Below are 24,688 nucleotides of genomic sequence, written 5' to 3' on the forward strand. Positions count from 1 at the left end.
GGTATAATGAAACGATAGATTTTTGAATAGGAATAAGAACATGTTTGGATTTTTTAAGAAAGATAAAGCTGTAGAAGTCGAGGTTCCAACACAGGTTCCTGCTCATATTGGCATCATCATGGATGGGAATGGCCGTTGGGCTAAAAAACGGATGCAACCACGGGTTTTTGGTCATAAGGCGGGAATGGAAGCCCTTCAAAAGGTAACCAAGGCAGCTAACAAGATGGGAGTCAAGGTCATCACGGTTTATGCCTTTTCAACGGAAAATTGGACGCGCCCAGATCAAGAAGTCAAGTTTATCATGAACTTGCCAGTCGAGTTTTATGATAACTATGTCCCTGAATTGCATGCAAATAACGTTAAGATTCAGATGATTGGGGAGACAGACCGTTTGCCTAAGCCGACTTTTGAAGCTTTGAAAAAAGCAGAGGAATTGACCAAGAACAATACGGGCTTGATTCTCAATTTTGCGCTTAACTATGGTGGCCGTGCTGAAATTACGCAGGCTCTTAAGGGCTTGGCTCAAGATGTTCTAGATGCTAAAATCAACCCTGGTGACATCACAGAAGATATGATTGGGGACTATCTTTTCACGCAGCACCTGCCAAAGGATTTGCGGGATCCTGATTTGATTATCCGTACGAGTGGTGAGTTGCGTTTAAGTAATTTCTTGCCATGGCAAGCAGCCTATAGTGAGCTTTACTTTACGGATACCTTGTGGCCTGATTTTGATGAAGCCGCCTTGCAGGAAGCTATTGCTGCTTTTAACCATCGCAATCGCCGTTTTGGAGGAGTTTAGGAGAAGATATGACCAAGGATTTACAAAAGAGAACATTGTTTGCGGTATTGGCCCTGGCGATTTTCCTTCCAGTCTTGTTTGCGGGAGGGCTCTTGTTGCAGGTAGGGATTGGCTTGTTAGCAATGCTAGGCGTCCATGAACTCTTGCACATGAAGGGGCTAAAGACTATGACCATTGAGGGTGCCTTGACTCTTTTTGCGACCTTCGCTCTCACAGTTCCTTTAGAAAATTACCTAACTTTTTTGCCTGTTGATGGGAATGTAGTTGCCTATAGTGTTCTGATTACCATAATGCTAGGGACAACCGTTTTCAGTAAAAGCTATACGATTGAAGATGCCGCTTTTCCAATTGCTGTGAGCTTTTATGTTGGTTTTGGCTTCAATGCCTTACTAGATGCTCGGGTGGCAGGTTTTGACAAGGTGCTTCTGGCTCTCTTTATCGTTTGGGCGACAGATAGCGCAGCCTACCTGACAGGGATGAATTTTGGTAAACATAAGTTGGCTCCGAGAGTTTCTCCTAATAAGAGTATTGAGGGATTTGTCGGGGGTATTCTAGGTGCGGTACTGATAACAGTGATTTTCATGTTAGTGGACAGCACAGTTGCTCTTCCTTATGGGATTTATAGAATGAGTCTCTTTGCTGCCTTCTTCAGTGTGGCAGGTCAGTTTGGTGACTTGATTGAGAGTGCCATGAAACGCCATTTCGGTGTCAAGGATTCTGGAAAATTTATCCCTGGACATGGCGGTGTGTTGGATCGCTTTGACAGCATGCTGATTGTGTTTCCAATGATGCACTTATTTGGCCTGTTTTAAAGAAAGGAATATTGAATGATTGGATTGCTAACCTTTATCCTCGTTTTTGGGATTATTGTGGTGGTGCATGAGTTTGGACATTTTTATTTTGCCAAGAAATCGGGCATTTTAGTTCGTGAATTTGCCATTGGTATGGGGCCCAAGATTTTTTCCCATATCGGTAAGGATGGCACTGCTTATACCATTCGAATCCTTCCTCTAGGAGGCTATGTTCGTATGGCAGGCTGGGGTGATGATGCGACAGAAATTAAGACAGGAACTCCGGTCAGTTTAACACTTGCTGATGATGGTAAGGTCAAACGGATCAACCTCTCAGGGAAGAAACTGGATCAAACGGCTCTTCCTATGCAGGTAACCCAGTTTGACTTTGAAGACAAGCTCTTTATCAAGGGGTTGGTCTTGGAAGAAGAAAAGATTTTTGCAGTAGATCACGATGCAACGGTTGTTGAAGAAGACGGAACCGAAGTGCGCATCGCTCCTTTGGATGTACAGTATCAAAATGCTTCTATCTGGGGCAAGCTCATCACCAACTTTGCAGGTCCTATGAATAACTTTATCTTAGGTGTTGTTGTTTTTTGGATCTTGATCTTTTTGCAGGGCGGTGTTAGAGATACTCAGACCAATCTCTTTCACGTCATGCCAGAGGGCGCTTTGGCTAAGGTGGGCGTAGCTGAGACAGCTCAAATCACCAAGGTCGGCTCGCATGAGGTTAAGAATTGGCAAGACTTGACCCAGGCTGTGGAAGCAGATACCAAGGACAAGACAGCCCCGACCTTAGATGTGACCATTTCCGAAAATGGTAGTGAAAAACAAGTCACGGTGACTCCAGAAGAGAATCAAGGACGTTATATTCTTGGGGTTCAACCGGGAGTCAAGTCAGACTTTCTATCCATGTTTGTTGGTGGATTTACAACTGCAGCTGACTCAGGACTTCGTATCCTTTCGGCTCTGAAAAACTTGATTTTCCATCCAGATTTGAACAAACTCGGTGGTCCCGTTGCTATTTTTAAGGCAAGTAGCGATGCTGCTAAAAATGGAATTGAGAATGTCCTCTATTTCCTAGCCGTGATTTCCATCAATATCGGGATTTTTAACTTGATTCCGATTCCGGCTTTGGATGGTGGAAAGATTGTGCTCAATATCCTAGAGGCTATCCGCCGGAAACCCCTTAAACAAGAAATTGAAACCTATGTCACCATGGCTGGTGTAGTTATCATGGTTGTCTTGATGCTAGCTGTAACCTGGAATGACATTATGCGACTCTTCTTTTAGATAATCGAGGAATATTATGAAACAAAGTAAAATGCTAATCCCAACGCTTCGCGAAATGCCAAGCGATGCTCAAGTTATCAGCCATGCCCTTATGTTGCGTGCTGGTTATGTTCGTCAAGTTTCTGCCGGTGTTTATTCTTACCTGCCACTCGCTAACCGTGTGATTGAAAAGGCTAAAAACATTATGCGCCAAGAGTTTGATAAGATTGGTGCGGTGGAAATGTTGGCTCCTGCCCTTCTCAGTGCCGATCTTTGGCGTGAATCAGGCCGTTACGAAACCTATGGTGAAGACCTTTATAAACTGAAAAATCGTGAAAAGTCAGACTTTATCCTAGGTCCGACACACGAAGAGACTTTTACAGCCATTGTCCGTGACTCTGTCAAGTCTTACAAGCAATTGCCACTCAACCTTTACCAAATCCAACCGAAATACCGTGATGAAAAACGCCCACGTAACGGACTTCTTCGTACACGTGAGTTCATCATGAAAGACGGTTACAGTTTCCATGCCAACTATGATAGCTTGGATGTGACCTATGATGAATACAAGGCAGCCTATGAGCGCATCTTCACTCGTAGTGGTTTGGATTTCAAGGCTATCATCGGTGACGGTGGTGCCATGGGTGGTAAGGACAGTCAAGAATTTATGGCGATTACACCTGCTCGTACAGACCTTGACCGCTGGGTTGTCTTAGACAAGTCAGTTGCCTCATTTGATGAGATTCCTACAGAAGTGCAAGAAGAAATCAAGGCAGAATTGCTCAAATGGATGGTTTCTGGTGAAGACACCATTGCCTACTCAAGTGAGTCTGGCTATGCGGCTAACTTGGAAATGGCAACAAATGAGTACAAACCAAGCAACCGTGTCGTTGCGGAAGAAGAAGTGACTCGAGTGGAAACTCTAGGTGTTAAATCCATCGATGAAGTCGCAGCCTTCCTAAACGTTCCGCAAGAACAAACCATCAAAACCCTCTTCTATATGGCAGATAGTGAGCTTGTTGCAGCCCTTCTAGTTGGAAATGACCAACTCAATGAAGTTAAGTTGAAAAACCACTTGGGAGCAGATTTCTTTGACGTTGCGAGCGAGGAAGAAGTAGCAAATGTTATCTCAGCTGGCTTTGGTTCGCTTGGCCCAGTTGCTTTGCCAGAAAATGTGAAAATCATTGCTGACCGCAAGGTGCAAGATGTTCGCAATGCTGTTGTAGGGGCTAACGAAGATGGCTACCATTTGACGGGTGTGAACCCAGGTCGCGACTTTACTGCAGAATATGTGGATATCCGTGAAGTTCGTGAGGGTGAAATTTCCCCAGACGGACAAGGTGTTCTTAACTTTGCGCGTGGTATCGAGATTGGTCACATCTTCAAATTGGGAACTCGCTACTCAGCAAGCATGGGTGCGGATGTTTTGGATGAAAATGGCCGTGCGATCCCAATCATCATGGGTTGTTACGGTATTGGTGTCAGCCGTCTCCTCTCAGCAGTTATGGAGCAACACGCTCGCCTCTTTGTCAATAAAACTCCAAAAGGTGAATACCGTTACGCTTGGGGAGTTAACTTCCCTAAAGAATTGGCGCCATTCGATGTGCATTTGATTACTGTCAATGTTAAAGATGAAGAAGCGCAAGTCTTGACAGAAAAATTGGAAGCCAACTTGATGGAAGCTGGTTACGAAGTCTTGACGGATGACCGTAACGAACGTGTCGGGGTTAAATTCAGCGATAGCGACTTGATTGGTCTTCCAATCCGTATCACTGTTGGGAAGAAGGCGGCTGATGGTATTGTCGAAGTTAAGATCAAGGCGACTGGTGACACCATTGAAGTTCACGCAGACAACTTGCTTGAAACTCTTGAAATCCTAAGCAAAAAATAAAAACTATAATCAGAAGAAAAACAAGGCAAAAATGTAACTAGTTTTTACCTTGTTTTTTCTATATAATAAGACTGAATAGACACATAAAATATCAACAAAAGAGGTATAAGTATGCTAAAATTTCCAAAGGATTTTGTCTGGGGTTCCTCGACTTCTGGCCCACAGACAGAAGGACGTGTAGCAGGTGATGGCAAGGGAGACAATCTCTGGGATTATTGGTTCAAAGTAGAACCAAATCGCTACTACAATGGAATTGGACCTGACAAAACATCGACTTTTTACGAAAACTGGGAAAAGGATATTGAGCTTCTAGTAGAAACAGGTCATACAGCCTTTCGCACTTCTATCCAGTGGTCACGTATTTTCCCGCAAGGTCGTGGAGAAGTCAATCCTCAAGGTGTGGCTTTCTACCGTCAGGTATTTGAAGCCATTAAGGCCAAGGGCATTCGTCTCTTAGTCAATCTCTATCACTTTGACCTGCCTTTTGCCCTACAAGAAGATGGGGATGGTTGGGAAAATAAGGCAACCATTAAGGCCTACGAAGACTATGCGCGTTTCTGTTTTGAGACCTACGGTGACTTGGTGGACCAATGGATCACCTTCAATGAACCTATCGTTCCTGTGGAGTTTGGTTATTTTTATGATGCCCATTATCCACACAAGGTGGATGCCAAGGCGGCGGTTCAGGTAGCTTATCATACGCAACTGGCTAGTAGTCTTGCGGTGAAGGCCTGTCATGAGATTTTGCCTGATTCCAAGATTGGGATTGTCCTCAACTTAACACCAGCTTATCCTCGTAGCCAACATCCTGCGGATGTCAAGGCTGCTCGCATTGCGGACCTCTTCCAAGCCCAGTCTTTCCTAGATCCATCTGTCTTGGGGACTTATCCAGAAGAGTTAGTGGAGATTTTAGCTGAGCATGATTTGCTGCCAGATTTTACAGCAGAAGAGTTAGACCTCATTCGCGAGAACACTGTTGATTTTCTAGGAGTGAACTACTATCAGCCTTTGCGTGTTATGGCCCCACGTTTTGCTAAGCATCCTGATAGCCCGCTTTTGCCAGAGCATTTCTATGAGCCTTATGTCATGCCAGGCCGTAAAATTAATCCACACCGTGGTTGGGAAATCTACGAGCAAGGGATTTACCATATCGCCCAAAACATCAAGGAAAACTATGGCAATATCGAGTGGATGCTGACAGAGAATGGCATGGGTGTTGAAGGTGAAGATAAATTCCGAGAGAATGGCATGATTCAGGACGACTATCGTATTGACTTTGTCAAAGGGCATCTTGCTGAGCTTCATCGCGCCATTGAAGACGGTGCTAACTGTAAAGGTTACTTAATCTGGACCTTTATCGACTGCTGGTCATGGCTCAATAGTTATAAAAACCGCTATGGTTTGGTTGAGCTTGACTTGGAAACGCAGGAACGTCGCCTGAAGAAATCAGGTCACTGGTTCAAAGAGCTCAGTGAAAATAATGGATTTTAAGAATAAAAAGTGAGGTGATCTTCATCTCACTTTTTTATTATAAGATCATCACCAAGGTCCCAAGCGTAATCAGGATACAGCCAATGATTGTTTTAAACGTCAGGATATCCTGTAGGAAGAAAAAGGCTAGAACAAGGGTGATGACGAGACGGAATTTATCGACAGCGGCTACCTCAGTCCCATTGCCCATCTGTAGTGCCTTGTAGTAGCAGAGCCAGGAGGTGCCAGTGGCCAAGCCAGATAAGATGAGAAAGAGCCAACTTTCTCTACTGATGTTGACAATTTCGGTCTGGCTATTGATCAAGAAAACCATGGCCCAGGCCATAAGAATGACGACGACCGTACGAATAGCAGTTGCTAGATTGGATGGAACTCCCTCAATCCCAATCTTGGCTAGAATTGACGTTAGGGCAGCAAAGATAGCAGATAAAAGTGCGAAGAAAAATCACATGGCAACCTCCTCCCTTACGACTATAAGTAAAGCATCTGCCTTGTCAGCTATTAGGTGAAATCTCAATTTCAGGAACTCTATAGAAGCTATACCAATTTTTATTCTTGACAAGTGAGAAAAACAAGTATATACTGTTTTTGCTGATTCCGTAAAGCGAGAATTAGACTATACCAATTTAAGGAGAAAGCACAGCTGGTCTGTGTCGTATATACTATGTGTGGAATTGTTGGTGTTGTTGGAAACACAAATGCAACTGATATTTTGATTCAAGGGCTTGAAAAGCTCGAATACCGTGGTTATGATTCTGCGGGGATTTTTGTCCTAGGTGGTGCTGAAAATCATCTAGTCAAGGCTGTCGGTCGTATCGCAGAATTGTCTGCTAAGACAGCCGGTGTTGAGGGAACGACTGGTATCGGACATACGCGTTGGGCGACTCACGGAAAACCAACTGAGGACAATGCTCACCCACACCGCTCTGAGGCAGGACGTTTTGTCTTGGTGCACAATGGAGTGATTGAAAACTACCTTGAAATCAAGGAAGAATACCTTGCAGGTCACCACTTTAAGGGGCAAACCGATACAGAAATTGCCGTTCACCTGATTGGAAAATTTGCAGAAGAAGATGGTCTTTCAGTTCTTGAAGCCTTCAAAAAAGCCCTTCACATCATCCGTGGTTCTTATGCCTTTGCCTTGATTGACTCTGAAAATCCAGATGTCATCTATGTCGCTAAGAACAAATCACCACTCTTGATTGGTCTTGGAGAAGGCTACAACATGGTCTGCTCAGATGCTATGGCTATGATTCGTGAAACCAACCAATACATGGAAATTCATGACCAAGAGTTGGTAATCGTCAAGGCTGATAGTGTCGAAGTTCAAGACTATGATGGCAATCGCCGTGAACGTGCCAGCTATACTGCGGAGCTCGACTTGTCAGATATCGGTAAGGGGACTTATCCTTACTACATGCTCAAGGAAATCGACGAGCAACCAACGGTTATGCGTAAACTCATCCAAGCCTACACAGATGAGGCTGGTCAAGTTGTCGTAGATCCAGCTATCATCAAGGCTGTTCAAGATGCAGACCGCATCTACATCCTTGCAGCTGGGACATCGTACCACGCAGGATTTGCTTCTAAGAAGATGCTGGAAGAATTGACGGATACGCCAGTTGAACTTGGAATCTCTTCTGAGTGGGGCTATGGTATGCCACTTCTCAGCAAAAAACCACTCTTCATCTTTATCAGCCAGTCTGGTGAAACAGCGGATAGCCGTCAGGTTTTGGTTAAGGCCAATGAAATGGGCATTCCAAGCTTGACAGTGACAAACGTGCCAGGTTCAACCCTATCACGTGAAGCCAACCATACCATGCTTCTTCACGCAGGTCCTGAAATTGCCGTGGCATCAACCAAGGCCTACACAGCACAAATCGCAGCCCTTGCCTTCCTTGCAAAAGCAGTCGGGGAAGCAAATGGCAATGCCAAAGCGCAAGCCTTTGACCTGGTTCATGAGTTGTCAATCGTAGCTCAGTCTATCGAATCAACCCTTTCAGAAAAAGAAACCATTGATGCAAAGGTTCGTGACCTTCTCGAAACCACTCGCAATGCCTTTTACATCGGACGTGGTCAAGACTACTATGTAGCCATGGAAGCCAGTCTTAAGCTAAAAGAGATTTCTTACATCCAATGTGAAGGCTTTGCGGCAGGAGAACTCAAGCACGGAACCATTGCCTTGATTGAAGAGGGGACACCTGTCTTGGCCCTCTTGTCAGATCCAGTCCTTGCTAACCACACTCGTGGAAATATCCAGGAGGTCGCAGCCCGTGGTGCTAAGGTACTTACAATCGCAGAAGAAAATGTTGCCAAAGAGACAGATGATATCGTTCTTACGACTGTCCACCCTTACCTCTCACCAATCTCAATGGTCGTACCAACGCAATTGGTCGCTTACTTTGCAACCCTCCACCGTGGACTCGATGTGGACAAACCACGTAACCTTGCTAAGTCAGTAACAGTAGAATAAACCAAGAAAGTCTAGTTCATCTAGGCTTTTTCTAATGAGCAAATCCATTGAAAGTAAAACTAATTAGTGATAAAATACTCTAAAAACTAAAAGAGATAGCGAGGAAACAGTATGGTAGAATTAGGAATTTCAACATTTGGTGAAACAACCGCTCTGGAAGCGACTGGGCAGATTTACAGTCATGATGAACGCATTCGTCAGTTGGTGGCAGAAATTGAGCTGGCTGATAAGGTTGGTTTGGATGTGTACGGGATTGGGGAGCATCATCGGGAGGACTTTGCGGTATCGGCGCCAGAGATTATTCTTGCAGCTGGGGCAGTCAATACCAAAAAGATTCGTTTGACTAGTTCGGTCAGCATTCTCTCGAGTATGGATCCGATTCGCTTGTTCCAACAATATGCTACCATCGATGCCTTGTCAAATGGACGGGCAGAGATTATGGCAGGTCGTGGTTCATTTACCGAATCCTTCCCTCTGTTTGGCTATGACTTGAAAGACTATGAAGCTCTTTTTGATGAAAAGTTAGACCTGCTTCAGCTGGCAAATGAAAGCACCAAAGTGAACTGGCAGGGACAATTGACTCAAAGCATCGCTGGAAAAGAAGTCTATCCTCGTCCTGTTCAGGACAAATTGCCATTGTGGGTGGCGACAGGAGGTCATGTAGAGTCAACAGTGAAGATTGCTCAGGCGGGGTTGCCGATTGTCTATGCCATTATCGGTGGCAATCCACGTTATTTTAAAAAGCTGATTCAAGCTTATCGTGAGATTGGTAGGGAAGCCGGTCATGCGGAGAAAGACCTGAAGGTGGGTGCTCATTCTTGGGGCTGGATTTCGGAAGATGGCGAGCAGGCTGTCAAAGATTATTTCCATCCGACCAAGCAAGTGGTGGATGCAATTTCCAAGGACCGTCCGCACTGGCAGGAGTTGACCTATGAGCAATATTTGGAGCAAGTTGGACCAAATGGTGCCATGTTTGTGGGCAATCCAGATCAGGTGGCAGAAAAATTGATTCGCATGATTGAGGATTTAGACTTGGACCGTTTCATGCTCCATCTACCGCTTGGTTCTATGCCACATGATCAAGTTTTGAGAGCTATTGAACTCTTCGGCACACAAGTGGCTCCAAAAGTACGAGCATACTTTGCCATGAAAGAGGGGTTATAAAAAAATTCAATCAGTTGAGTCGATTGGTGAGGAACACCCATGGATTCAGCAACAGGTGGAAGTGGTACAAGTGATAGAGCATACTATCTAGTGGAATATATACTAGTTTATACCAAGTACAAGATAAAATAGTAAAAAAGACGATTTCCGCTTGGAAATCGTCTTTTTTGATATTCTCGCAAATACGATATCTTGTGGTTGGTGTAAACTGGTAGATAGCTCTCTTATTTTATTTATCAAAACCTTGTAAGTTTTTTTGTCGCTCTTCAGTTTGACCCTTGGCATCCAATTTATTACCATTGTAAACAGTGCTTTCCCATGATCCGTACATTGGGTTAGGGAAAATGATGAATTTCTCACCAAACTCTTTTTGTAATTCCTCTAATTTTTGGTTGCGCTCAGTTTCAGAGGTCTTTGAAAACTCTGCAAAGTCCACAAGATTGTCTCCTAGTAGCATGACTAAGTTGGTTTTTTCTTGGACTGCTTGTCTACGACCTTCTTTAGATTTGACGCCTTTTTCTAAGAACATGAGATGATCGCGGCTTTGTACAGGAATTCCTTCGTTTTCTAGGTTTTTGATCGTATCATCTACCTGATCTATCGTGCGGTCAGATACATAGTAAATTTGGACACCGTTTTGGTCTGCAAATTGGAGAAAGTCTTTAGCACCTGGTACAGCCTTGGCTGCGGCTTTTTTTACCCAGACATCCCAGTTTTCTGGGGTAAATGCTGTTCCGTCTTTGACATTTTGAGCTTGATAAGGGCTATTGTCTAATACGGTTTCGTCTAAGTCCAAAACGATAGAGTAGGGTTTATCTGTCTGTGTTTTTAGTAGTTCTTTCAAACGATCAGTAGCGACATTGTAACCTTGTAGATAGAGTGCCTTGGTCTCAGCTGCTTTTTGATACCAAAGAGTTGACATAGTATTTTCTCTTGAACGCAACTGATCATAGGTCATGGTAACCTGATTATCAGATGTACTACTTTGTGTTGTCTGTGAATTTGCCGAATTTGTGCCACAGCCAGTCAGTAAAATGACGGAAGTAAGTGTAGAAGCAATTGTAATGGTAACTTTGGATATTTTCATAATCCCATCCTCCTAATAATAGTCTATTAATATTGTAGCGTTTTCACAGGATTTGTGCAAGGAAATATCGAGAGAAAAGAAATTTTTCAGTAGTAATTTGGTATTAGGATAAAATTATGTACTTAATTTGGGAATGAAGATGGATATAAAAAAATTCAATCGGCTTGATAGAAAATCTATATCAGTTCCTTTTTGAAAAATAGATGAAAATAAAGTGAATCTTTGAAAGGCTAGTAACATCAAGCTTTTCAGGGATTTTTTTCTTTATAGATATAAAAATTTTCAATCGAGTTGATAGTCAATATATATTGGGAAAAGGGGAAAAGGAGTGGTAAGATGGTTTCAATCCAAATGGAAGGAGAGAGGTATGGCAAGTAAAAGAGATCTAGTCTTTAGAGCGATTCGAGGCGATGAAGTGGAAAGAGTTCCTGTCGGATTTTGGTTTCATTTTGTAACACTCGAAGAAAAGGGGCAGGGATTAAATAATCCACGTATCTTTCAAAAAAGTGTTGATGGGCATCGCAACTATGTGGAAAGGATTCGTCCTGATTTTGTCAAAATTATGAGCGATGGTTTTTTCCTTTATCCAAGTAATGTCTATAATCCTAAGATTGCAAGCATTCAGGAGCTGACTTCTATTGAGTCAATTGGTGATGAACACCCATGGATTCAGCAACAGGTGGAAGTGGTACAAGCGATTCGAGAGACCTTTACAGAAGAGATTGCTTCTTTCTACAATATCTTTTCACCTATCTCCTACCTCAAGCGCTGGTTCCGTACAGAAACTTCTCGAGGAGATAGGGAAGTGGCTGACCTATTGCTTGAAAATCCTGAGCAATTCAGAGCAATTCTAGATGTGATTGCAGGAGACATTGCTTCCTTAACTCAGAAAATCATCCAGCAAGGTGGAGTTGATGGGATTTATCTCAGCACCCAGGAAATTCAAGATGAGCGCATCACACCAGCACTCTACCAAACCTATATCGAACCGAGCAATATAGCGATTTTGGAGGCTGCCAATCAGGTTGGTGGGACCAATATCCTCCATATCTGTGGTTTTGAAGGTGCGAGCAATGATGTGACGATATTTAAGGACTATCCGGCTCAAGTGGTCAACTGGGCGACCCACCATGAGGATGTTAGCTTGACACAGGGTCAAGAGTTGTTTACAGGCAAGGCCGTTTTAGGTGGATTTGAAAATGGCAAGAAAAGCTTGCTTTATCAAGGTTCCAAGGCGGAATTGCAAAATGAAACAAGACGGTTGCTGGCTGAAGCTGGTAGTAAAGGAGTTCTTCTGGGAGCTGACTGTACTGTTCCAGATGACTTTGACTTAGAGAGGTTGGACTGGATTCGGCAGGCAGCTGTTCTCTAAAAGGAGGAGCTATGAAAAGTAAAAGATGGTGCATCTTCATTGCAGTTGTCGGTTTGCTGGCTTTGGTTGCCATAAGTGTCGTAAAAAATGGGCATTGTAAAAATGGAGAGAGATGTCGTGGAGTTCAGGATTTTTCCAAGTTCAGTCTCCCCTTTCTACGCTCGAATGATATCGCAAGCAGTTTATTAGTTGAAAAAGTAAGAAATGGAGAATAAGAATGTCAGAAAAAAAAGAATGGGTTTTAAAAGCATTTAGAGGTGAAAAGGTTGATCGTGTGCCAGTTGGTTTTTGGCACCATTTCACATCCGAAGACGAATGGCTACACGGTTTCTCAAATCCAGCCATTATCGAGAAGAATATCGAGGGCCATAAGCGCTTTATCCGAGAAGTTCAGCCGGACTTTATCAAACTCATGAGTGATGGCTACTTTGCTTATCCAAATCCAGCGATTGCCAAAGGCAAATCACTTCAAGAATTGGCAACCATTCAACCACTCGGGCCAGATCATTCTTGGATAAAAGAGCAGGTGGATTTGGTTAAGAAAATCAAGCAAGAGTTTACAGAAGATATCGTTGCGATTTACAATATTTTTGCTCCTGTGACCTATCTCAAGTGGTTGCTTGGGGAAGTGTCTGGTGGCGATGACCTTATTGCGGACTTTCTGGTGGAAGATCCTGAAGCCCTTAAAAAGGTGTTGGATGTGATTGCAGAAGATATTGAGAGTCTCAGTCGAGCTGTCATCGAAGAGGCTGGTGCTGATGGAATCTACCTCAGCGTGCAGAGTATCCAAGATCAACGAGTGTCGGCAGCAGAGTATCAAGCTGTCATTGCACCTAGCGAGATAACGGTTCTGGAAGCAGCTAGTGCTGTTGGTGGTGTTACTGTTCTTCATATCTGTGGCTACGAGGGGGCGCGAAATGATATTCACCTTTTTGCAGACTATCCAGCCCAAGTCTTTAACTGGGCTGTAGGACCAGAGGGAGTCACTCTCAAGGAAGGTCGTGAGATTTTCAAGGGACGTACGGTTCTTGGAGGATTTGAAAATGGCAAGACAGGCTTACTGTATACTGGTAGCAAGGATGCCATTCAGGCTGAAGCAAAGAAACTAGTTGCAGAAGCTGGGGAACAGGGCTTGGTACTTGGGGCAGATTGTACCATTCCAAGTGATATCGCAGTTGAACGTATCCAGTGGGTGAGAGAAGCGCTTGAAAACTAAAGGAGAAAAAGATGAGTAAAAAAGCATGGATTATCGGTGGTGTAGCAGTGGTTGTAGTAATTGGGGCAACGATTATCGGGAGAAGTTTAGCTGGTGCTCCAGCCAAGGATGGAGAAACGGCTTCGTCTGCTGAAGTTATAACCTTGAAGGTTGCCCATACACAAAACTATGTACCTTATGACTTTGTCAATGAAAAAGGGGAATCAGATGGTTATGAGGTAGCTGTTTTGAAGGCTGTTGATGAGAAGTTGGCAAACTATCAATTTGAATATACGGGTACCAGTGATGATGACCTCTTGATTGGTCTGGAATCAGGTAAGTATGACATCGGAACCAAGGGAGCTTGGTACACAGATGAACGAGCTAAAAAGTTTGTCATTCCATCTGAACCAGTCGGAGCGAGCATCATCGGATTTACTGTCAGAAAAGAAGATGAACAGAAATACAAAACCATTGATGACTTTGCTAAGAATAAAGGGAAATTGGTTCCCATCTCTCCACAGAATGCTCAATGGAATGTTATCACCAGCTACAATGAAAAACATCAGGATGCACCGATTGAGCTAACAGCAGCTGAATCCTTTAAAGTGGCAGATGCCTATGCCTGGGTCTTAGAAGGACGTTATGACGCCTTCTTTGATATCAAACTGTCCTTTGAAAAAGCAGTTACCGCAGAAGATGGCCCTTACCACCAATATGCGGATAAACTCAGCTGGTTCCCATACAAGGGTATTCCAACTTATCCCTTGATTCACCGTGATGAAAAGGGTGAGAAATTCGCTAAAGAATATGAAAAAGCAATCAAAGAGTTGAAGGAAGATGGCACGCTTGCTAAGCTATCTCAGCAATACTTTAAAGAAGATGTCTTTAGTTACGTAGACAAAGACTAGACCAGAAATTCCAAGACTAGAAAGGGTTTTGCATGGTTTCTTATGATTTTTCCAAGGTCTTTCAGTTTTTGCCAACCTTATGGCAGGCACTTCCTATGACCTTGTCCATTCTCTTTTTTACCACTCTTCTTGGTTCCCTTTTTGGAGGTCTCTTGGCCTGGGCGCAAGTAGGAGAAGACAAGAGTTTTGCAGCGATTTCCAAAGGCTATATCTTTACCCTACGTTGTACACCGCCGATTGTCTTGCTTTTTCTAGTCTTTTATGGCTTGCCAGAATTTCTGAAATGGTGGCTTGGTTTGGACATCAACAACTGGTCTAAAACTATTTTTGTTCTCTTGACGATGATTCTCTTGTTTGCGGCTATTGTTGCCGAGGTTTTCAAGGCGGCCTATCAAGCTATTCCAAAGGGGCAGGCAGAGGCCGGGCTTAGTATTGGTTTGACTCCAAGTCAGACTTTTTGGAGAATCATTTTTCCCCAAGCTTTTCAAGTTGCTCTTCCCAATATAACGACTGCTGTTCTCAATCTCATGCGGGATGCTGCCTTGGCCTATACGATTGGTTTTGTTGATGTTATGGGGGCGGGGAATCTCTTGATCAGTCGCAATTTAGGGAACTACTCTCTGGAAACCTATACGGCAGTTGCGCTTCTTTACTGGGGGATTGCCTTGGTTATTTCTAGCTTGAGTCGTTTGCTTGAGAAGTCTTTGGAAACAAAAGGGAGGTAAGAAATGGATATAGACTATATTGTAAAGACCTTTCTGGAGACCTTGAAGGGTGTGCCAATCACCTTGATTATCATGATTGTGGCTATGGTCTTAAGCTTTTTACCGGCTCTATTTTTAGCCTTGGGGCAGATCTACAAGGTTCGAGGGGTGAGGAGTTTTTCTCTGGTCTATCTGGCTTTTATCCGAGCGACACCACCGATTTTATTGATTCTCTTCTTTTATAGTTTGTTTCCAAGCCTGCTGAATCAATTTCTCAAAAGCATAGGCAGTGACTTTGATATTTTCAAGCTTGATCCTCTCTACTATGCCTTTATCATTTATAGTTTGATGACAGTCGGGAGTTTATCGGAGATTTTGCGCTCAGCTATCTTGACGGTGGACAAGGGACAACTAGAGGCAGCGCATGCGATTGGCTTGACTACAACCCAGGCCTATCTAAGGATTGTTTTTCCTCAAGCCTTGCGCTCAGCCTTGCCTAACTTAGCCAATCTGGTGATCAATATCGTCAAAGGGACCTCTCTGGTCTTTGTTATGACCATCAAGGACATCACCGCTATTGCTCGTGTAGAAGCGTCCTACGGTTACCAGTATTTTGAGTCTTATTTTGTGATTTTTTTGCAGTATATTTTGATCTGTGGTTTGATTCAGTGGGGCTTCTCCCTACTGGAAAAAGGCTATGTGAAAAAAGAAAAGAGTGCAAAAGCATCTAGCGCGCGTTTTGTATAGGAGGACAGGATGTTACAAGTAGAACATATCGCAAAAACATTTGGTGAGAGGCAGGTGCTGGAGGATGTCAATCTCCAGGTCAACCAAGGGGATGTCGTCGTTATCTTAGGGCCATCAGGTTCGGGGAAAACGACCTTTCTCCGTTGTCTCAACCACTTAGAAAAAGCTGACAGTGGCCGTTTGACCTTGGCAGGAAAAACTTATGATTTGGCCAAATTAAGCAAGAAAGACATTCTAGAAATTCGCCAAAAAACAGCCTTTGTTTTTCAACACTACAATCTTTTTGCAAATAAAACTGCTCTGGAAAATATTCTAGAAGGTCTAATCGTAGCTCGTAAAGTTCCCAAGGAAGAAGCACTTAAACGTGCAGAATCTGCCTTGGAAAAAGTTGGTTTACTGGCCTACAAAGACTACTACCCTTCACAACTATCTGGAGGGCAACAACAACGAATAGGAATTGCGCGTGCCATTGCCGTCAAGCCCGAGGTCATTTTGCTAGATGAACCAACATCTGCACTAGACCCTGAGTTGGTTGGAGATGTTTTGGATGTTCTGAAACAGTTGGCGGGAGAAGGTGTGACCATGGTGGTCGTCACACATGAGATGGGATTTGCTAGAGATGTCGCTAACCACGTTGTTTTTATGGATGGAGGCCGTATCGTAGAGGAGAACAATCCCCACGATTTCTTTAGTCGTCCGCAGGAAGAACGAACCAAGCAGTTCCTGGCGCGTATCTTATCAGATGCTACCTATAGTGTAGAATATATGATTTGATGGATAAGTGTATCATAAAAAGAACACCCCATGACTAGAAGATTCTTCTAATCATGGGGTGTTTTTCTATAGGAGGGCTAGGTTATATTCTTTGAAAATCTCTTTAAATCAGGTCAGCTTTGCCTTATCAACAACCTCAAAGCTGTGCTTTGAGCAGCCTGCGGCTAGCTTCCTAGTTTACTCTTTGATTTTCATTGATTATCAGTTCTCTTTCTTGTTTTTCATCAACCATCCAAGTCCGAGAAGGGCAAGGATGCTGAATCCAGCAAGGGCAAGAAGTGATTTGCTCTCAGTTCCTGTGTTTGGAAGGAGGTTCTGAGAGCGAGCCTCTGTAGCAGTTTCTTGAGTTTCAGGATTGGCTGCTAGGTTTTGAGCTTGGCCTTGTTCTGGTTCAACTTCCAAGCTAGAAAGATCAAATTCTGGTTTTTCTTCCACAGCTGGGGCGACAATAGCACCACCTTGAGACAAGCGGAGAACAACGGCAGTGAGGGCGTTCAATTTCAAGCCTTTTTCAGTCCATTTAAGACCCTGAGGTTTAGCAATTCCTACTGGTCCTGCTTGGTTTTCATCTGCCAGGACTTCAGCTTTTCTCAAGTGAGCAAATGCAGTTCCTAGAGTAAATTCGCGAGACTTATCATCTGCATTGACAAAGACAGCGTAGATATCTCCATTTGGAGCGGTGATTTGGTAGCCGATGGCCACGTCTTCTTTTTCAACACCATTTTGGCCTGGGACAGTAATGAGTCGGACGCGCTCTTTGATATCTTGTAGACTCTTGAGTCGGAAGGCGTCTGTAGATTGACGAAGAGCGATCAATCCTTTCATGTAGTCACGGCTCTTGACATTTTCAGGATAAGCTTTGCCATCTGTTGCCTTGGTCCAATCAAACTTGTTGACAGCATCACTAGAGTCGTAAGAGTCATGGATAAAGTAAGGATAGACAAATGGCTTGCCGTCCTTGTCACGCAACAAGTGAGACTTGTTTGGAACCTTATCGTCTGGAACAGGGGTCTTATAGGCTGGATCAAGGAATTGTTTGGTACGTCCGTATTCCTGACCAGAGTGGATAAACGGGGTTCCTTGAGCAGTCAAGACCATGAGGTTTCCAAGTCGCAAACGACGATGGATCTCAGCGTAGTTTTCAGCCTTGCTTGGGTCTTTTTTGATAGACTGAGCAATAATGTCAAAGAGGGTCAAGTTATCATGGGCTGCGATATACTGGATAACATCTCCAGGATTGTCAGCCTCAAAGTTAGTTGGTTGGGCAATGAGATTTTTAAAGATGGTATTGATATCGCGTTTGCCACCTGTGATAAAGGCAGGTTGACCTTCGTTTGGATAGCCAGACTTGAGGTTGTTACGGATGTCGTCTGAAAAGACAGCGACAGTATCTGTTTTCTTCATCCAATCTTGGTCAGCAGGTTGTACAGGCGTATTTTCATCACCAGTATAGGTTCTCCAGCCTTCACCTAACATGATAAGATTTGGATTGAGGGCGCGTGCAGCCTTGTAAGCTTCTTCGATAGAAGCCGCATCGTGGTCACCCATCATATCAAAGCGGAAACCATCTACTTTGTAGGTTTCGACCAAATACTTGATAGAGTCTACCAAGACACGTTTAGACATGTAGTGGGTAGTTCCCAAACGTCCACCACCAAAGCTAGTACGTGGGGTTCCGTCTGCGTCCATAAAGTGATAGTAGTTTGGCTCAATATCCTCAAAAATATCAACGTTGGCAGTATGGTTGTAGACCACATCCAAGATAGCTCCCATGCCACGTTTGTGGATTTCGTTGATGAGGTTTTTGAATTCTGCGATTCGTTTTTCTGGATCCTTAGGATCGCTAGAGTACATACCAGTCAAGGAGAAGTAGTTTTGAGGGTCATATCCCCAGTTGTAATTACTGTTGCTTGAAGCGTAGGCAGACAAACGTTCTTGGTTCTTCAATTCATTGACAAAGTAGTAGGACAAGACTGGAAGGAGCTGGATGTGGGTCACACCCAAGTCTTTGAGATAGTCCAGTTTTTCGATAAAGGCTTCAAAGGTACCAAATGGCTTGGTCAAGTCTTTTGCGATGGCAGGATCTGAGGTGAAGTCACGAACATGGGCTTCATAGATGACAGCATCTTCGCGCGATTTGAAGTTGCGAATCTTCCCGTAGGTCAAGTCTTGTGGGCCTAGTTTGGCTGGGTCAACAAAGGCGGCTTTAGCGACTTTATGGGCAGCGTCTGTTTTTGCAAGGTCGCTGTTCCAGGCTGCTAGTGATTTGGCATAAGGATCAAGAACGAGGACAGTTTTATCTTGGCGCTCGATCTGGTAGTGGTAGTAGTAGCCAGTGTAGTTGCTGATACCGAGACCAGAGTTTGCATCCAGAGTTTGTTTCCAGGTTCCTTTTTCTCCTTTTTCAAGGGCGACAGTTCCAACTACCTTTTCAGGATCTTTCTTGTCATAGACAACAACGGAAACCTTATCAGCACTTGGAGACCAGAGGGTGAGGTCAACACGCTTGCCATCTTCTTTTAGGGTTGCACCGAGTGGACCGTCGTAACTGTAGGTCTCATCCTTGAGGCGCCAGCTTGAACGTGTCGTAAAGCGGTCTGAATCGTAGCTGACTGTGTAAGGGTGTTGGGTGTCAGAGAAGTCTCCGATGTAGGTCACTTTTTTACCTGCTTCATCAACCTTGATATCAGTAATGGTTACTTTGTTCCCTTGATGATCAGTGATATTAGAGCGTTTAAGGATATCGTCTTTCTTAGCTCCAACAAGGGTAGAAAAACTGCTTTCGATACGAGACTTAGCCACATGTTGGGCACCAGTCATGCGAATATCGTGTACATAGTAAGGGTTGGTGTAGATGGTTTCGTCATCATCTTTGAGGAAGATTTGACTGTGATTTTTTAGATCAGTGAATTTATAATCTTCTTTTCTGATTTTCACATCATCGCCTTTCTTGCTTTCGTCTAGTAATAAAAATCCGAATTCTCTTGCAGCTTCATTGAGTGGAATATCAATGTAGCGGCCATATTTTCCAGTTGCAGTAAAGTCTGTCCCGTCAGGCCATTCTCCGCTACTTGGATTCTTGACATCGCCCCAATACCAAAGAGATTTTTTGTCATAGTTGCCATCGGTGCGGTAGTAGTTGACACGGACAGTTCCTGCTGGTTGAGGTCGATAATTGTATACCTTGTAGTTTTCATCTAGCCAAGCCTCATTCATTTTTGGAGAGAGGCGCTCTACAGAACGGTCCCCTGTCAGGTTATCCCCCTTGGTATTGTTGATAAGGAAGCTGACTTTCTTGGCTTGCTCATTTTTGAGTTTGACATCTAGGTAATAGCCGTAGTCATCTTGCTTGGCATCCTTGAAGGACTTGGCTCCATTGGGCCAGTTTTCAGACGGCTTTTCAACATCATCCCAAGTCCAAAGACCTTGAGAATCTTTGTTTTCTTCAGGGAGTTTTTTTACATGGATGCGGAAGTGGTTGTCTGCGATTGGTTCTTCAAAAGATGTGTCTGCTTGTGGTTTTTGATCTGAAGTTGGTGTCGAAGTGCTGGCCTCTACTTTCTCTTCCTTGCTGTTAGTCTGGCTTGTAGTAGCATCTTCTGTTTTAGATGTTTCGGGTGCTGTAGTAGTTTCCACAGCCGTAGTAGTTTCCGCAGCTGTAGCTTCCTTTTTAGAATCAAGGGAAGCGTTTGCATTCTTTTGTTCAGAAATAGGCGTTTCCTTTTGAGTTTGACTCGTTTCAGTCTCAGTAGGGGCCTTGGTCACAGCGCTGGTATTTTCCTGAGTTTGAGGAAGGTTTTCGTTGGCCGAAATAGTTGGCATTGTAGCAGAAAGCAAGACAATGCTGGCACCAATAAGGACAGAACCAGTTCCGTTCTTCAAGGAACGGATACCATAAATCATTTTTTTCTCAGTTTGAGATGGGATCTTTTTCATCACAATTCTCCTTGTGTAGTTGTTCCTTATCAGTATAGCACGAGGTAAATATTAGTGCAAGCGTTTTCCTGATTTTTGAGAGAAAATATAATGCTTCATTCTCTTGAAATTTTAAAATAATATATAGGAAAAGATTGTTAAAAAAATAGTAAAAAAACCTTGAAAAATCTAGCTAAATAAGGTATAATATGAATAATCATTTGTCGTAGGTTTTGTCTGAAATATTGTCCAGACAAGGCTCACAGCAGTTAAATCTTCTGAAAAAGTCAGATTTAGCTGCTCTTTTTGTGCTTTTTTTCAGGTTTTTGAGTGCTTGTAACAAAAATTTAAAGATTCTGAAAATTCATCAAAGGGACACGGTGATAGGGGTTTTTAAAACCATATGACGATTAGAAAAGCCTGATTGACAAGGCTTGGAATTTATTTACAAAGGAGAATCATCTTGGCAGGACATGACGTTCAATACGGGAAACATCGTACCCGTCGTAGTTTTTCAAGAATCAAAGAAGTTCTTGACTTACCAAATTTGATTGAAATTCAAACGGATTCATTCAAAGATTTCCTAGATCACGGTCTTAAGGAAGTATTTGAAGATGTATTGCCAATTTCAAACTTCACAGACACAATGGAGTTGGAATTTGTTGGCTATGAAATCAAGGAACCAAAATACACGCTCGAAGAAGCACGTATCCACGATGCTAGCTACTCAGCACCAATTTTTGTAACCTTCCGCTTGATCAATAAAGAAACAGGCGAAATCAAGACCCAAGAAGTCTTCTTTGGTGATTTCCCAATCATGACCGAAATGGGTACTTTCATCATCAATGGTGGTGAACGTATTATCGTTTCTCAGTTGGTTCGCTCACCAGGTGTTTACTTTAATGACAAAGTAGACAAGAACGGTAAAGTGGGATACGGCTCAACTGTTATCCCTAACCGTGGAGCTTGGTTGGAACTTGAAAGCGACTCAAAAGATATCGCTTATACTCGTATCGATCGTACTCGTAAGATTCCATTTACGACCTTAGTTCGTGCGCTTGGTTTCTCAGGTGATGATGAAATCTTTGATATCTTCGGTGACAGCGAATTGGTTCGCAACACCGTTGAAAAAGATATCCACAAGAATCCAATGGACTCTCGTACAGACGAAGCTTTGAAAGAAATTTATGAACGCCTTCGTCCAGGTGAGCCTAAGACTGCTGAAAGCTCACGTAGCTTGCTTGTAGCGCGTTTCTTTGACCCACGTCGCTATGACTTGGCAGCCGTTGGTCGTTACAAGATCAATAAAAAACTCAACATCAAAACACGCTTGCTCAACCAAACCATTGCGGAGCCATTGGTAGACCCTGAAACTGGTGAAATCTTGGTAGAAGCTGGTACCGTTATGACTCGTAGCGTGATTGAAAGTATCGAGAGTCACTTGGATGGCGACTTGAACAAGATTGTTTATATTCCAAACGATGCAGCTGTTCTGACAGGACCGGTTGTCCTTCAAAAATTCAAGGTGGTTGCGCCAACGGATCCAGATCGTGTTGTAACCATCATTGGGAATGCCAATCCAGACGACAAGGTTCGTGTTGTAACTCCTGCGGATATCCTTGCAGAGATGAGCTACTTCCTCAACTTGGCGGAAGGTATCGGACGTGTGGATGATATCGACCACCTTGGGAACCGTCGTATCCGTGCAGTTGGTGAATTGCTTGCCAACCAAGTACGTCTTGGACTTTCTCGTATGGAACGTAATGTCCGTGAACGTATGTCTGTTCAAGACAATGAAGTTTTAACACCACAACAAATCATCAATATCCGTCCTGTAACAGCTGCGGTTAAAGAATTCTTTGGTTCATCACAGTTGTCACAGTTCATGGACCAACACAACCCGCTTTCTGAGTTGTCTCACAAACGCCGTTTGTCAGCCTTGGGGCCTGGTGGTTTGACTCGTGACCGTGCTGGATATGAAGTCCGTGACGTGCACTACACTCACTATGGTCGTATGTGTCCAATCGAGACACCTGAAGGACCTAACATCGGTTTGATCAATAACTTGTCATCTTACGGACACTTGAATAAGTATGGATTTGTTCAAACACCATACCGTAAGGTTGACCGTGAAACAGGTGTTGTGACCAACGAAATCGTTTGGTTGACAGCCGATGAAGAAGATGAATTTACTGTAGCACAGGCTAACTCTCGTCTTAACGAAGATGGAACCTTTGCTGAAAAAGTTGTCATGGGACGTCACCAAGGGGTCAACCAAGAGTATCCAGCAGAAGTGGTTGACTACATGGACGTGTCACCAAAACAGGTAGTTGCCGTTGCGACAGCATGTATTCCTTTCTTGGAAAACGATGACTCCAACCGTGCCCTCATGGGTGCCAACATGCAACGTCAGGCTGTGCCATTGATTGATCCAAAAGCACCTTACGTTGGTACTGGTATGGAATACCAAGCAGCTCATGACTCTGGTGCTGCTGTTATTGCTCAGTATGATGGTAAAGTTACATACGCAGATGCTGACAAGGTAGAAGTACGCCGCAAAGATGGTTCATTGGACGTTTACCACATCCAAAAATTCCGTCGTTCAAACTCAGGTACTGCCTACAACCAACGCACGCTTGTTAAAGTTGGCGATGTCGTTGAAAAAGGCGACTTTATCGCTGACGGACCTTCTATGGAAAAAGGGGAAATGGCGCTTGGACAAAACCCAATCGTTGCCTATATGACTTGGGAAGGTTACAACTTCGAGGATGCCGTTATCATGAGTGAACGCTTGGTCAAAGACGATGTCTACACATCTGTCCACCTCGAAGAATACGAATCAGAAACGCGCGATACAAAGCTTGGGCCTGAAGAAATTACTCGTGAAATTCCAAACGTTGGGGAAGATGCTCTTAAAGACCTTGACGAAATGGGTATTATCCGTATCGGTGCTGAGGTTAAAGAAGGGGATATCCTTGTAGGTAAAGTCACACCTAAGGGTGAAAAAGACCTTTCAGCTGAAGAACGTCTCTTGCACGCTATCTTCGGAGACAAGTCTCGTGAAGTTCGTGACACTTCTCTTCGTGTACCTCACGGTGCCGATGGTGTCGTTCGTGATGTTAAAATCTTTACACGTGCAAATGGTGATGAGTTGCAATCAGGTGTTAACATGCTGGTTCGCGTCTACATCGCTCAAAAACGTAAGATCAAGGTCGGAGATAAGATGGCCGGACGTCACGGAAACAAAGGGGTTGTCTCTCGTATCGTTCCTGTAGAAGACATGCCTTACCTTCCAGACGGAACTCCAGTCGATATCATGCTGAACCCACTTGGGGTGCCATCACGTATGAATATCGGTCAGGTTATGGAGCTCCACCTTGGTATGGCAGCCCGTACTCTTGGTATCCACATCGCAACACCAGTCTTTGACGGAGCAAGTTCGGAAGACCTTTGGGACACTGTTAAAGAAGCAGGTATGGACAGCGATGCTAAGACAATCCTTTACGATGGACGTACAGGTGAGCCGTTTGATAACCGTGTATCAGTTGGTGTCATGTACATGATCAAACTCCACCACATGGTTGATGATAAATTGCACGCGCGTTCAGTCGGACCATACTCAACCGTTACCCAACAACCACTCGGAGGTAAAGCTCAGTTTGGTGGACAACGTTTCGGTGAGATGGAAGTTTGGGCTCTTGAAGCCTACGGTGCGTCAAATGTTCTCCAAGAAATCTTGACATACAAGTCTGACGATATCAACGGACGTTTGAAAGCTTATGAAGCCATTACAAAAGGAAAACCAATTCCAAAACCAGGTGTTCCAGAATCCTTCCGAGTTCTTGTAAAAGAATTGCAATCTCTTGGTCTTGACATGCGTGTCCTTGACGAAGACGACCAAGAAGTGGAACTTCGTGACTTGGATGAAGGAATGGACGAAGATGTCATCCACGTAGATGACCTTGAAAAAGCCCGCGAAAAAGCGGCCCAAGAGGCTAAAGCAGCCTTTGAAGCTGAAGAAGCTGAGAAGGCAACAAAAGCGGAAGCAACAGAAGAAGCTGCTGAACAAGAATAAGCAGTTCACTTAGAATAGAAAGGGAAG

The 24,688-nt window shown here is 43.8% G+C and carries 18 protein-coding genes; 15 read left to right on the forward strand and 3 right to left on the reverse strand.

Annotation, left to right across the window (positions count from 1 at the left end):
• Positions 1 to 40: 40 nt before the first annotated feature.
• The 5 genes from P8P68_RS08330 (at position 41) to P8P68_RS08350 (ending at position 6,244) form a co-directional block, all read left to right on the forward strand.
• Positions 41 to 799: an isoprenyl transferase gene (locus P8P68_RS08330; protein WP_000466705.1), complete on the forward strand. Its 759-nt coding sequence runs from the start codon at positions 41 to 43 to the stop codon at positions 797 to 799.
• Positions 800 to 807: 8 nt separating this feature from the next.
• Positions 808 to 1,611 carry a phosphatidate cytidylyltransferase gene (locus tag P8P68_RS08335; protein ID WP_000159122.1) on the forward strand — a complete coding sequence of 268 codons (804 nt, stop codon included), beginning with the start codon at positions 808 to 810 and terminating at the stop codon, positions 1,609 to 1,611.
• A gap of 15 nt (positions 1,612 to 1,626) precedes the next feature.
• Complete coding sequence (rseP, locus tag P8P68_RS08340) at positions 1,627 to 2,883, forward strand: RIP metalloprotease RseP (protein ID WP_000579738.1); 1,257 nt, start codon at positions 1,627 to 1,629, stop codon at positions 2,881 to 2,883.
• Between the two features lie 16 nt (positions 2,884 to 2,899).
• Positions 2,900 to 4,753 carry a proline--tRNA ligase gene (locus tag P8P68_RS08345; RefSeq protein ID WP_000814033.1) on the forward strand — a complete coding sequence of 618 codons (1,854 nt, stop codon included), beginning with the start codon at positions 2,900 to 2,902 and terminating at the stop codon, positions 4,751 to 4,753.
• Between the two features lie 111 nt (positions 4,754 to 4,864).
• Positions 4,865 to 6,244: a glycoside hydrolase family 1 protein gene (locus P8P68_RS08350; protein WP_278275863.1), complete on the forward strand. Its 1,380-nt coding sequence runs from the start codon at positions 4,865 to 4,867 to the stop codon at positions 6,242 to 6,244.
• 37 nt (positions 6,245 to 6,281) lie between these two features.
• Here the strand turns inward: P8P68_RS08350 and P8P68_RS08355 are convergent, their stop codons facing one another.
• Positions 6,282 to 6,665, reverse strand: a complete 384-nt coding sequence (locus P8P68_RS08355) for an EamA family transporter (RefSeq protein ID WP_278276310.1) — start codon at positions 6,663 to 6,665, stop codon at positions 6,282 to 6,284.
• A 243-nt stretch (positions 6,666 to 6,908) separates the two neighbouring features.
• Here P8P68_RS08355 and glmS point away from each other — a divergent pair, with 243 nt between their 5' ends.
• A complete protein-coding gene (gene glmS / locus P8P68_RS08360; protein WP_084945081.1) occupies positions 6,909 to 8,717 on the forward strand; it encodes a glutamine--fructose-6-phosphate transaminase (isomerizing) in 1,809 nt (602 codons plus the stop codon).
• A 111-nt stretch (positions 8,718 to 8,828) separates the two neighbouring features.
• A complete protein-coding gene (locus P8P68_RS08365; protein WP_000229782.1) occupies positions 8,829 to 9,881 on the forward strand; it encodes an LLM class flavin-dependent oxidoreductase in 1,053 nt (350 codons plus the stop codon).
• 229 nt (positions 9,882 to 10,110) lie between these two features.
• Here the strand turns inward: P8P68_RS08365 and P8P68_RS08370 are convergent, their stop codons facing one another.
• On the reverse strand, positions 10,111 to 10,968 hold the full coding sequence (locus P8P68_RS08370) for a 5'-nucleotidase, lipoprotein e(P4) family (protein WP_000703388.1): 858 nt from the start codon (positions 10,966 to 10,968) through the stop codon (positions 10,111 to 10,113).
• A gap of 367 nt (positions 10,969 to 11,335) precedes the next feature.
• Here P8P68_RS08370 and P8P68_RS08375 point away from each other — a divergent pair, with 367 nt between their 5' ends.
• From P8P68_RS08375 to P8P68_RS08405, 7 genes are read left to right on the forward strand one after another with little or no spacing between them, the layout of a single operon-like run.
• The gene (locus P8P68_RS08375; RefSeq protein ID WP_278275864.1) at positions 11,336 to 12,340 is read left to right on the forward strand and encodes a uroporphyrinogen decarboxylase family protein; all 1,005 of its coding nucleotides are present in this window, start codon (positions 11,336 to 11,338) and stop codon (positions 12,338 to 12,340) included.
• 11 nt (positions 12,341 to 12,351) lie between these two features.
• The gene (locus tag P8P68_RS08380) at positions 12,352 to 12,555 is read left to right on the forward strand and encodes a hypothetical protein (RefSeq protein WP_070534618.1); all 204 of its coding nucleotides are present in this window, start codon (positions 12,352 to 12,354) and stop codon (positions 12,553 to 12,555) included.
• 2 nt (positions 12,556 to 12,557) lie between these two features.
• A complete protein-coding gene (locus P8P68_RS08385; RefSeq protein ID WP_070534617.1) occupies positions 12,558 to 13,556 on the forward strand; it encodes a uroporphyrinogen decarboxylase family protein in 999 nt (332 codons plus the stop codon).
• Positions 13,557 to 13,567: 11 nt separating this feature from the next.
• Positions 13,568 to 14,446 (forward strand): transporter substrate-binding domain-containing protein, encoded by an 879-nt coding sequence (locus P8P68_RS08390; RefSeq protein WP_000037011.1) that lies wholly within the window; start codon positions 13,568 to 13,570, stop codon positions 14,444 to 14,446.
• Between the two features lie 32 nt (positions 14,447 to 14,478).
• Positions 14,479 to 15,171, forward strand: coding sequence for an amino acid ABC transporter permease (locus tag P8P68_RS08395; RefSeq protein WP_084849971.1), 693 nt, complete (start codon positions 14,479 to 14,481; stop codon positions 15,169 to 15,171).
• A gap of 3 nt (positions 15,172 to 15,174) precedes the next feature.
• Positions 15,175 to 15,897: an amino acid ABC transporter permease gene (locus tag P8P68_RS08400; protein ID WP_000350563.1), complete on the forward strand. Its 723-nt coding sequence runs from the start codon at positions 15,175 to 15,177 to the stop codon at positions 15,895 to 15,897.
• A 9-nt stretch (positions 15,898 to 15,906) separates the two neighbouring features.
• On the forward strand, positions 15,907 to 16,671 hold the full coding sequence (locus P8P68_RS08405) for an amino acid ABC transporter ATP-binding protein (protein ID WP_049505423.1): 765 nt from the start codon (positions 15,907 to 15,909) through the stop codon (positions 16,669 to 16,671).
• Between the two features lie 201 nt (positions 16,672 to 16,872).
• On the opposite strand, the gene P8P68_RS08410 is transcribed toward P8P68_RS08405, so the two are convergent.
• Positions 16,873 to 20,607 carry a pullulanase gene (locus P8P68_RS08410; RefSeq protein WP_278275865.1) on the reverse strand — a complete coding sequence of 1,245 codons (3,735 nt, stop codon included), beginning with the start codon at positions 20,605 to 20,607 and terminating at the stop codon, positions 16,873 to 16,875.
• A gap of 442 nt (positions 20,608 to 21,049) precedes the next feature.
• Between P8P68_RS08410 and rpoB the strand changes: the two genes are divergently transcribed.
• Positions 21,050 to 24,661 carry a DNA-directed RNA polymerase subunit beta gene (gene rpoB, locus P8P68_RS08415; RefSeq protein ID WP_278275866.1) on the forward strand — a complete coding sequence of 1,204 codons (3,612 nt, stop codon included), beginning with the start codon at positions 21,050 to 21,052 and terminating at the stop codon, positions 24,659 to 24,661.
• The last annotated feature ends 27 nt before the right edge of the window (positions 24,662 to 24,688 follow it).

Source organism: Streptococcus sp. D7B5 (genome assembly GCF_029691405.1).
Classification (GTDB): domain Bacteria; phylum Bacillota; class Bacilli; order Lactobacillales; family Streptococcaceae; genus Streptococcus.

Coding starts and splice junctions, on each gene's coding strand:
- P8P68_RS08385 (WP_070534617.1), top strand. CDS start 12,558: ATGTCAGAAAAAAAAGAATGGGTTTTAAAAGCATTTAGAGGTGAAAAG.
- P8P68_RS08410 (WP_278275865.1), bottom strand. CDS start 20,607: ATGAAAAAGATCCCATCTCAAACTGAGAAAAAAATGATTTATGGTATC.
- P8P68_RS08395 (WP_084849971.1), top strand. CDS start 14,479: ATGGTTTCTTATGATTTTTCCAAGGTCTTTCAGTTTTTGCCAACCTTA.
- rseP (WP_000579738.1), top strand. CDS start 1,627: ATGATTGGATTGCTAACCTTTATCCTCGTTTTTGGGATTATTGTGGTG.
- P8P68_RS08400 (WP_000350563.1), top strand. CDS start 15,175: ATGGATATAGACTATATTGTAAAGACCTTTCTGGAGACCTTGAAGGGT.
- P8P68_RS08405 (WP_049505423.1), top strand. CDS start 15,907: ATGTTACAAGTAGAACATATCGCAAAAACATTTGGTGAGAGGCAGGTG.
- P8P68_RS08345 (WP_000814033.1), top strand. CDS start 2,900: ATGAAACAAAGTAAAATGCTAATCCCAACGCTTCGCGAAATGCCAAGC.
- P8P68_RS08375 (WP_278275864.1), top strand. CDS start 11,336: ATGGCAAGTAAAAGAGATCTAGTCTTTAGAGCGATTCGAGGCGATGAA.
- P8P68_RS08390 (WP_000037011.1), top strand. CDS start 13,568: ATGAGTAAAAAAGCATGGATTATCGGTGGTGTAGCAGTGGTTGTAGTA.
- P8P68_RS08335 (WP_000159122.1), top strand. CDS start 808: ATGACCAAGGATTTACAAAAGAGAACATTGTTTGCGGTATTGGCCCTG.
- P8P68_RS08365 (WP_000229782.1), top strand. CDS start 8,829: ATGGTAGAATTAGGAATTTCAACATTTGGTGAAACAACCGCTCTGGAA.
- glmS (WP_084945081.1), top strand. CDS start 6,909: ATGTGTGGAATTGTTGGTGTTGTTGGAAACACAAATGCAACTGATATT.
- P8P68_RS08370 (WP_000703388.1), bottom strand. CDS start 10,968: ATGAAAATATCCAAAGTTACCATTACAATTGCTTCTACACTTACTTCC.
- P8P68_RS08350 (WP_278275863.1), top strand. CDS start 4,865: ATGCTAAAATTTCCAAAGGATTTTGTCTGGGGTTCCTCGACTTCTGGC.
- P8P68_RS08380 (WP_070534618.1), top strand. CDS start 12,352: ATGAAAAGTAAAAGATGGTGCATCTTCATTGCAGTTGTCGGTTTGCTG.
- P8P68_RS08330 (WP_000466705.1), top strand. CDS start 41: ATGTTTGGATTTTTTAAGAAAGATAAAGCTGTAGAAGTCGAGGTTCCA.